The organism is Pseudomonas sp. RIT-562, from assembly GCF_026241895.1.
Taxonomy (GTDB): domain Bacteria; phylum Pseudomonadota; class Gammaproteobacteria; order Pseudomonadales; family Pseudomonadaceae; genus Aquipseudomonas; species Aquipseudomonas mandelii_F.
Map to the genome: position 1 here is coordinate 20,437 of NZ_JAPJIV010000038.1, position 9,579 is coordinate 30,015.

The 9,579-nt window shown below is 60.9% G+C and carries 9 protein-coding genes; 3 read left to right on the top strand and 6 right to left on the bottom strand.

Annotation, left to right across the window (positions count from 1 at the left end; translation table 11 throughout):
- Positions 1-22 precede the first annotated feature (22 nt).
- Positions 23-2,578, bottom strand: coding sequence for a bifunctional diguanylate cyclase/phosphodiesterase (locus tag ORL50_RS28320; protein ID WP_266019960.1), 2,556 nt, complete (start codon positions 2,576-2,578; stop codon positions 23-25).
- Between the two features lie 191 nt (positions 2,579-2,769).
- Between ORL50_RS28320 and ORL50_RS28325 the strand changes: the two genes are divergently transcribed.
- Positions 2,770-3,492: a zeta toxin family protein gene (locus ORL50_RS28325; protein WP_266019961.1), complete on the top strand. Its 723-nt coding sequence runs from the start codon at positions 2,770-2,772 to the stop codon at positions 3,490-3,492.
- Positions 3,493-3,495: 3 nt separating this feature from the next.
- Positions 3,496-3,672, top strand: coding sequence for a hypothetical protein (locus tag ORL50_RS28330; RefSeq protein ID WP_266019962.1), 177 nt, complete (start codon positions 3,496-3,498; stop codon positions 3,670-3,672).
- Positions 3,673-3,780: 108 nt separating this feature from the next.
- Here ORL50_RS28330 and ORL50_RS28335 read toward each other — a convergent pair whose 3' ends face one another.
- The 5 genes from ORL50_RS28335 to ORL50_RS28355 all read right to left on the bottom strand — a co-directional run bounded on the left by ORL50_RS28335 (position 3,781) and on the right by ORL50_RS28355 (position 7,905).
- A complete protein-coding gene (locus tag ORL50_RS28335; RefSeq protein ID WP_266019964.1) occupies positions 3,781-4,560 on the bottom strand; it encodes an ABC transporter substrate-binding protein in 780 nt (259 codons plus the stop codon).
- 161 nt (positions 4,561-4,721) lie between these two features.
- Positions 4,722-5,075 carry a RidA family protein gene (locus ORL50_RS28340; RefSeq protein ID WP_266019966.1) on the bottom strand — a complete coding sequence of 118 codons (354 nt, stop codon included), beginning with the start codon at positions 5,073-5,075 and terminating at the stop codon, positions 4,722-4,724.
- On the bottom strand, positions 5,072-6,466 hold the full coding sequence (locus ORL50_RS28345) for an NAD(P)/FAD-dependent oxidoreductase (RefSeq protein ID WP_266019967.1): 1,395 nt from the start codon (positions 6,464-6,466) through the stop codon (positions 5,072-5,074). The genes ORL50_RS28340 and ORL50_RS28345 overlap by 4 nt, the downstream gene beginning before the upstream one ends.
- Positions 6,459-6,791 (bottom strand): (2Fe-2S)-binding protein, encoded by a 333-nt coding sequence (locus ORL50_RS28350; RefSeq protein WP_266019969.1) that lies wholly within the window; start codon positions 6,789-6,791, stop codon positions 6,459-6,461. Before ORL50_RS28350 ends, ORL50_RS28345 begins: the two co-directional genes overlap by 8 nt.
- Positions 6,781-7,905 carry an NAD(P)/FAD-dependent oxidoreductase gene (locus ORL50_RS28355; protein ID WP_266019971.1) on the bottom strand — a complete coding sequence of 375 codons (1,125 nt, stop codon included), beginning with the start codon at positions 7,903-7,905 and terminating at the stop codon, positions 6,781-6,783. Before ORL50_RS28355 ends, ORL50_RS28350 begins: the two co-directional genes overlap by 11 nt.
- Positions 7,906-8,071: 166 nt before the next feature.
- On the opposite strand from ORL50_RS28355, the gene ORL50_RS28360 reads away from it, so the two are divergent.
- Positions 8,072-8,977 (top strand): LysR substrate-binding domain-containing protein, encoded by a 906-nt coding sequence (locus ORL50_RS28360; protein WP_266019973.1) that lies wholly within the window; start codon positions 8,072-8,074, stop codon positions 8,975-8,977.
- Positions 8,978-9,579: the final 602 nt, after the last annotated feature.

Consider the following 9,579-nt stretch of genomic DNA (forward strand, 5'->3'; position numbering starts at 1 on the left):
TCGTACAAGTAAAGGCTTCAGGCTACGCGGTGACAGACACCAGATCATTAAACGAATCGGCGTCGAGCGGTCGGCTCAGGTAATACCCCTGCCCTTCATCGCATGCCACCGCCTTGAGCAAATCAAGGTGCTCGGCCGTCTCGATGCCCTCCGCCGTCACCGTCAGCGACAGGGCGCGCCCCAAGCCTACGATCGCGCGGATAATCGCCTTGTCATCCTCACTTTCATCCAACCGGTTCAAGAAGCTGCGGTCTATCTTCAGGCCATCGAACGGGAATGCCCGCAGGTAACTCAGCGAAGAGTAGCCCGTACCGAAATCGTCCATGGAAATCCGCACGCCAAGGCGCTTGAGCGTGCGCATCACGTCCAGTGCGCCAGGGGCATCTTCGAGCATCACGCTTTCGGTGATTTCCAGCTCCACTCGGCCGGGGTCGATGCCGGAATCATCGAGGGACTTCTGGATGCGCTCCACCAGATTGCCGCGCTTGAATTCGGTAGGTGACAGGTTGACCGATACGAACAAATGCTCCGGCCACTGCACCGCACAATCGCAGGCGGTGCCGAGCACCCAGTTGCTCAGGGACAGGATCAACCCCGACTCCTCGGCAATCGGAATAAAGACGTCCGGCGGCACCAGCCCACGCTCAGGATGCTGCCAGCGGACCAAGGCTTCCGCCCCCACCATCTGCCCGTCGGCGATGCGGTAGCGGGGTTGAAAATGCAGCTTCAGCTCGCCGTGTTTGATCGCGAACCGCAGGTCATTTTCCAGGCGCCGACGCTCGATGATCCGAGCGTTCATGTCACCGGCGTAAAAACGCCAGGTATTGCGGCCTGCCGCCTTGGCCTCATACAGCGCGATATCCGCATAGCGCAGCAGTTCAGCCGCCTCGCTCGCATCGTTTGGCGCCATGGCGATGCCGATGCTGGCGCTGACAAACACCTCCTGCTCACCCACCACCACCGGCCCTTCGATGGATTCGATAAGGCGCTGACAGAGCGCTTCCACTTCGTCCTGGGAACTGACATCGGTGAGGATCAGCACGAACTCGTCACCGCCCACCCGAGCCACCAGATCGCCGTTGCGGATGCAATCCGCCAGGCGGCTCGATACTTCATTAAGCACAAAATCACCTGCCGCATGCCCGAGCAAGTCGTTCACCGGTTTGAATCGATCCAGGTCCAGGCTGAGCATCACCAGCGGTTGCGCCGCCGTCGGCACGGCCTTGAGCTTGCCGTCGAGGAACTCCCGCAGGCGCGTCCGGTTGGGCAAACCGGTCAAGGCGTCATGCTGCGAGAGAAACTCGATACGGCGTCGGGCTTCGACCTCCTCGGTGACGTCGGTGGCAGTACCGCGAAAGCCCTTGCCCGCCATATCCCGGGCGGACAGCCGAGTGATGCGCTGGCGTCCCTTGCTGTCGACGAAATAGCACAGGATGCTGATGTCCGGACGGCGATTGGGGATGCTGAGCCACTGGGTCAGCGTACCTAATTCAGTGCTGAGCAGCGCATTGATCGGTTCACCGATCCAGGTACTTCCAGAGAGGCCGGTGACTGCCTCAAAGCGATCCGACAGATAGGTGAAACGCCAGCCAGTGTCTATTTCCCACACCCAATCCGAGCTGGCTTCTACCACATCGCGAAACCGCGCTTCGCTGGTGGCCAGCGCATCCTGACTGCTTTTGAGCGTCGCAAAACTGGCATCCAGCACCCGTGCTCCGGCGGTGGTGCGCCGCAGGATGGCCCAGGTCATCAGGCACACCAGCAGCGCCGCCAGACCGATAAATGGCAAGCCCACTCCCAGCAATCGCACACCGGGTGTGGCAGGACGCCAATGCAGGCTGCCCGCCGAACCATCGTCGCCCAGCGCAAGCACCGAGTCCGTTTCATCGGGGGTGGCGACTCGTAGCTGGTTGATCCCGAATTCTTCGCCCATCTTCGTCAGCTTGGCATCGGTAAAGACGTCCACGAAGATCAACACCGACGGTTGCCTGCCATCAGGGACCACGGTCGGATCAGTGCCCGGCGTGATGGCTGCGGCAGCAACCAGGGCGGGCGCTCCGGCGATATTGATAAATGCCGTCGCAGTCGTTTCCGACTCCGCGCCTGCCCGGGCCTGGTCCAGAATCCCTGGCAAGGACTGTTGCAACCAATCGCTGGCCGCGACGGCCTGCAGCTCACCCTCGATAACGGAATACACAGTGTGATCGGCGGCGTCGACGACAAACAAACCCTGGAAGCCGAAATCCGCGTACAGCGTCGGGCCGACGTTTTGTCGCACGAAGGCCCAGTCCGGATCCACTTTGGCATGCAGATGCTTGTATGCATCGCCCCAAAAGGCGTAGTCCTTGACCGTTGTGCGCAGTGATTTTTCCAGCGCTTGCACAGCCTTGCGGGTGTAGAAGGCACTTTCGGCGCCCTCGGTCCGGTCCAGGTCGTGCGCCAGGTAAATGAGTGAGCCGCTGGCGAGTAAAAACACCGCCGCCAGCAGGCCAACAAACTTCAACAGCGAGCCACGGGCCAGCGCCACGCTTGAGCGATTGGACGAAGCGCAGGTGACAGCAGGTAGATCGTTCGGCATATAGTCACGCTATTCGTTGAGGCAAATCGGCCTTATAGGGAGTTATCGGCTGCTGTCAAAAAATAGTGAGTGCCTGGGCTGCTACCGCTCGTCACAACAATGCGGGTCAGGCGCTTCCCCCTCCTCTGCCGATTAGCCGAATTTTTAGGCCGATCTTCCAGGTTAGGATCTGCGCTCGAATGGAAGTGATGATGACTGATGACGAATTGGCAATTGAAGTGCGTGCCATCGCCTTCGCCAAAGCGAACAGGACACGAATTGCCCGAGAGCTGGCATGTTTGCACAGCTATCCAGGAGAGGAACAACCCGTCTCCATATTCATGGCAGGGTCGCCTGGTGCAGGAAAGACTGAGGTTTCAAGGGCTCTAACCTCCGTGATGAATGAGGCGGGAGCCAAAGCGCTTCGGATCGATCCTGATGATCTGAGAAGCTTCTTTCCCGAATATCGTGGAAATAATTCGCGACTATTCCAACGGGCAGTGAACACCATCGTCGAGCGACTCCACGATCTCGTGCTTGCGCAACGCCAGTCATTCCTGCTTGACGGGACCCTGTCAAACGTCGACGTGGGTCGCCGTAACGTACAGCGATCGTTGCACCACAATCGTCTCGTAGGCGTCGTTTATGTTTATCAGCAACCGCTGCTTGCCTGGGAGTTCGTTAAAGCACGGGAGCTAACCGAGGGCAGGAGCATCCCGAAGGCCGAGTTCATCAGACAGATGTTTGCGGCCAAGCAGGCCGTGTTGGACTTGAAACGAGCCCATCGTCTGTCAATTCGCGTCGACGTCATCATCAAGGACACCGATGGAGGCAATCTTCACGTCGAATTGAATGCAGACGAGGCCGTAATTGACGCTTTGGTTACCATTGGATACTCTGCCAATCAGCTAGATGAGATGTTAACCGAGGCATAGGTCATGAAAAAGAATTCAACGGCCGCCATTAGTCCGCTCTCACACTTTTTTAGAAACAGCTCTGAAGCTGAAAAAATGGCACTTTACAGTTTGGCTTCGTCGATTGCGATTGACAGCCAACGCAAGGTGCTCGAAGAAGCCAAGAGTATAAAAGATGCCAAGACTGGTGCCAGTGCCTGATTCACCCCATTTTTGAAAACCCGCCAATGGCGGGTTTTTTTATGTGTCACCCATCCCGAATGTGTTCCCCGTAGCCCAGCCAACCGTCCTGAGACGCTTCCTTGGGCACTACTCGCCGTAAATATCGAAGTCGAAGTACTTCTGACGGATTTTGTCGTAGGTGCCGTTGGCCCGGATGCTGGCCAAGGCCTGGTTGAAACGTCCGGCCAGCGGATCGCTCTTGCGCACCGCGATGCCGATGCCGCTACCGAAGAACTGCTCCTCGGTGAAGCTTGGCCCGACGAATTCATAGTCCTGCCCTTCCGGGCGTTTCAGCAGGCTTTCCTCGACGACCACCGAGCTCGCCATGGTTGCATCGAGGCGCCCACCCAGCAGGTCGAGGAACACTTCATTCTGCGAGCCGTAGCGAATCACTTCGGCACCCGCCGGGGCGAATTTTTCGGTCACGTAGCGATCGAAGTTGGTCGCGCGCTGCACGCCGATCCGCTTGCCCTTGAGTTGCGCAGGAATGTCGGTAATACCGCTGCCCTTCTTGAACACCAGGCGTGCCGGAATGCGGTAGTAGCGGTTACTGAAGTCGACCGATTTCATCCGCTCCGGGGTCATCGACATCGACGAAATGATCGCATCGACTTTTTTCACCTTCAGCGCCGGAATCAGCCCGTCGAACTCCTGTTCCTGCCACACGCATTGCACTTTCATCTCGGCACACAGGGCCTGGCCGATGTCGTAGTCAAAGCCGACAATCTGATTGTCCGAGGTCTTCGAAGCGAACGGCGGGTACGCCGCTTCGATGCCCAGGCGCAACGGTTGCTCTGCCGCCTGGCTGGCACACACTGCCAGCAACGAAATCAGACCGGCTTTCAGGAAAACGCTTTTTACGTTCATTCATAGCTCCAGATGCGATGTTGTTTATGTCGGGCGCTCCGCGATCGAAGACGTCCGTTATGGCAGCGGCAATGTGAGCGTGCGGGAGTGGCGACTCTGCGGGTCATCTACTCCATCGCTGCGCCAGGCACCGGCCCGCGCAGCGGTTCCAGCAAGTTGATTCAGACCGCGGCGGTGACGATCAGCTCCAGCAGGATCTGCGGGTCGTCGAACATCACCTGGCAGGTGGCCCGTGCCGGCGTTTGCCCGGCATCGACCCAAGCGCTCCAGGTTTCGTTCATGCCGGAAAAGTCCGCAGTCATGTCCTTCATCCAGATCTGCACGCTGAGCAGGCGGCTCTTGTCGCTGCCGGACGCCGCCAGCAGCTCATCGACTCGTTGCAGCACCTGGCGGGTCTGTCCGCGAATGTCCTGGCTGCAGTCAGCGGCGACGATGCCGCTGAGCCAGGCCACGCCGTTGTGCACCACGCTGCGGCTCAAGCGGGGATTGCTTTCGATGCGTTGAATACTGCTCATGAATGCTCCTGAAGGTGAGGAATCTCGGTGGCCAATTGGGCCAGGGTGATGGGTTTGAGTGGCGAGCGGATTCGGTAGTAGCCGACCTGGGCTACGGGCACTTGGCGCTGCTCGGCGATGATTTCACTGACGCTCAGCCCGCACAGCCGGCCCTGGCAAGGGCCCATGCCGCAGCGACCGAAGGCCTTGGTCTGATTCGGGCCCAGGCAACCGAGCTCTACGTACTGGCGAATCGCACCGGCGCTGACTTCTTCGCAACGACAGACGATGACCTCGTCGGCGGGAATCCGGTTTTGCTGTTGCGGCCAATACAGCGCATCGATCAGCGGTCGCGCAGCACGCTGGCGCTGCAGTAACGTGAGCAAGGGTTCGGCACGTTGGCGTAATGGCTGTGCATCGACTTTCCCCGAACGGGCAGCCACCGCCAAGCCCACAAGGCGACCTTCCAGCAAGGCTGCGTGAACGCCACCGATGGCTCCTCCGTCACCGGCGATGAACACCCCGGGCAGGCTGGTTTCACCCTCGCTGTCGCGGCGCACCATCCAGCACAACTGTTGTTCACACCAGTCATGCTGCAGCCGCAGCGACCAACTGACCTGAGTGTTGGGCACCACGCCCTGATGCAGCAGCACCAACGATGCAGGCAGCGTCCAATGGCGACCGTCACTAACAAAACTCAAGGCACGAGCCTGGCTGTCTCCTTCGATGCGAATATCTCGCGCATTGCGAAAATGCCTGACCCCGGCGCGCTTCAATTCGCGCAGCAAATGCATACCTTTGAGCAGGTCACGCCAACCGCGCAGCGCACCGGGAACCTTGCGCCAGCTGCGCAACAGATCGCCAGGGCCACTGGTATCCACCAGCGCTGCGAGGGCAATGCCGGCTCGCAGGTACTGCACCGCCAGCAAATACAGCAGCGGCCCACAGCCGGCCAGCACCACCGGCCCCACCGGTACCAGGGCGGCACTTTTCAGCAGGATCTGCCCTGCCCCGGCCGTCATCACCCCCGGCAAGGTCCAGCCCGGAACAGGCATCGATCGTTCGAACGCACCGGTCGCAATCAGCAGGTGACGGCCTTGCAGGATTTCGGCGCGACCATCAATCAGGTAGTGCACATGGCGCTGCGGCGTCACCTGCCAGATGGCGGCGTTGGCCAGGTAATGCGCGCCGCAGGCGAGAAAGGCCGCGACCAATTCCGCGCCTGCTGCATAGTCATCGCCCAGCACGTTGCGACTGCGCGCATCCGCGTTGCCGACGTTGCGATAAATCTGTCCACCGGGACTGGCCTGCTCATCCAGCACCGCCACCGTCAGGCCGTGCCGCCTGGCCTCAAGTGCTGCGCTCATGCCTGCCGGACCGGCACCGATCACAACCAAGTCAAACTCACTCATCAGCGACCTCTTCAAAACCGTCCTGCAGATCGCGAGCACCCCGTTGCCTGAAAACCCGCATGCCCGCTCGAACCGGCAGCAGGCACGCCTGACAATTGGCCTGCCCATCCACCTCGACCAGGCATTCGAAGCACACCCCCATCATGCAAAAAGGTGCGCCGCGCCTGCCGCTGACGGCGCTTTCGCGGGTATGGGTGATGCCGCAGAGCAGTAACGCGGCGGCGAGGGAAATCCCCGCCGGCACGTTCAAAGGTTGGCCTTCAAACTGGATTTGCACGATGTTTTCTGCAGGCCCCAGCCCCCGAAACAAACTCTCAGCTGGCATGGTGCACCTCCGGTTTACGACTGAAGCGCTGCAGGCCAAACGGCGCTACCGACGGGTCGTCGAACTCACCGGCGAGCCACGGCGCCAGGCGCAGCGCGTGGATCGCCGCCAGCGTCACGCCGCTGTGACAACTGAGCACAAACGCGCCGGGACAAGCCTTCGATGCCTCATAAATGGGAAAACCGTCCGCACTCATCACCCGCAATGCGCCCCACGCCCGCACCAGGCGCACCTGGCCCAAGCGGGGAAAGCACTGCACGGCCCGACGCGCGATGGTTGCCATCACTTCACTGCCGGTGCCGTCGTCGAATCCTGCGCACTCGTGGGAGTCACCCAACTGCACCGTCCCTTCATCGGTCTGGCGCACGTAGGTGGTGGGGTAATGCAAGAAGGGCTTGAGTCGCTCGGTGACCAGGATTTGTCCACGATTGGGGCTGACGGGCACGTCCATGCCCAGCTCCGCACCCAGCGCACGATTGCCCAGCCCGGCGGCCAACACCAACTGCCCGGCACACCAGCGGTGCTCGCCGGCGCGCAGTTCAAAGCCCGAGCTGCTCGGTTCTATAGCGTTGACGCGATGACCGTTGATGATCCTGACCCCGCGCTGGCGGCAACCGGCGTACAGCGCCTGCAATAGCTTGAGCGGATTGACGTGACCGTCCATGGGCGAAAAACAGGCACCGACTACCGTTGGGCCGACACCTGGCAGGCGGCTACGCAGTTGCGCCGAATCGAGCAGTTCGAATGGATAATCACCGTCCAGGGCATCGCGCAGCCAGTGCAGGCGCCGGCTCTCCTCGGCCATTTCGTCGTCACTCAAGCACAGCTGGAAGCCGCCGGATTGGCGCAGGTGCAGGTCGATGCCGGTGTCCGCGTGCAACGCGGCGGCGAACCGTGGCCACAGCGCCACCGATTCGCGGGTCCATTGTGCGTAGGCACTCATGCCGTAGCCCTTGCCCTGCACCCACAACAAACCGAAGTTGCCGCGCGCAGCACGAATCGCGTCGTCGCCCTCATCAAGGACGCTGACCTGGCGACCGAGCATGGCCAGCCCGTAAGCAACGGACAGCCCGACCAAACCACCTCCAACGATCACCACATCAGCTTTATGCATGAGTCTGCAATCACTCTTCGGACGCTGAAGCATGGGCCTTCAGCGCAGGCTCCCGGCCTTGAAAACTCGTTGAAGAAGATCCTAGAGAGCTGACAAGCGCTTGAAAAATGCTTTATTTTGGCAAGCCCATGTCTTTTTGTTATGGGTTTTCGCAGGGGAACTGCCAATGAACCTTCGCCAGCTGGAAGCCTTTCGCGCCGTGATCCTGGGGCAGACCGTGACCCGCGCCGCCGAGATGCTGCACATCTCGCAGCCTGCCGCCACGCGTTTGATTTCCAGCCTTGAGGAAGATATCGGCTTCAGCCTGTTCGACCGCATCAAAGGCCGACTGCAACCTACGCCCGAGGCGATGACGCTGTACCAGGAAGTGCAGCGCTCACTGATTGGCGTGGAGCGCATCGCCCGCACCGCGCAGGATATTCTCAGCCTCAAGCGTGGTTCGCTGCACATCGCCTGCGCGCCGGCGATGGGCCTGTCCTTCCTGCCCCGGGCCATTGCCGCCTTCATGGCCGAGCATGACCAGGTGCAGATCACCCTGGTGATCCTGTCGTCGCGCGAGGTAGTGGACCTGATAGTGGGCCAGCGCTGCGACCTGGGCATTATCGTGCTGCCCAACACCTACCCCAGCCCCCGCGCGGAAAAGCTCCTGGCGACCCGGATGTTGTGCGCCCTGCCTGCCGGGCATCGCCTGCAGGAACAGACCACGATCAAACCGCAAGACCTGCAAGGCGAAGCGTTTATTTCCTATCCGCAATCCATCGGTTCGCGGCAGCACATCGATTCGATATTTGCCGCCCACGGAGTCGAACGCGAGTTGCGCCTGGAAACGCAGCTGTCGGTGCCAATGTGCGCATTCGTCGAACAAGGCCTGGGCGTCGCGCTGGTCGACGCCATCAGCGCCGTCGAGTATCGAGGCACCGGCATCGTGTTCCGCGCGTTCGAGCCGGCGATAGAGATGGACTTCAACATGCTGCTGCCGATCCAGGGACCGGCGTCAAAAATGCAGATCGCCTTCCTGGAACACATGCAGCAGTTCATCGAGCGCGAGGTTCCGGCGGAGTATCGGTTTTAGCGGCCGCAGATAGTGGCACAAATCCGTAGGAGCCCGGCTTGCCGGCGATGGCGGTCTTGCGGACGCCATCGCTGGCAAGCCAGGCTCCTACGGGTGATTCGGGTGTACGCGGACTAACGGCTCGGCGCAAATCCGTAGGAGCCCGGCTTGCCGGCGATGGCGATCATGAGGACGTCATCGCTGGCAAGCCAGGCTCCTACGGGTGATGCGGGTGTACGCGGACTAACGGCTCGGCGCAAATCCGTAGGAGCCCGGCTTGCCAGCGATGGCGGTCTTGCGGACGCCATCGCTGGCAAGCCAGGCTCCTACGGGTGATTCGGGTGTACGCGGACTAACGGCTCAGCGCAAATCCGTAGGAGCCCGGCTTGCCGGCGATGGCGATCTTGCGGACGTCACCGCTGGCAAGCCAGGCTCCTACGGGTGATGCGGGTGTACGCGGACTAACGGCTGGGCGAAAATCCGTAGGAGCCCGGCTTGCCGGCGATGGCGATCTTGCGGACGCCATCGCTGGCAAGCCAGGCTCCTACGGGTGATTCGGGTGTACGCGGACTAACGGCTCGGCGCAAATCCGTAGGAGCCCGGCTTGCCGGCGATGGCGGTCT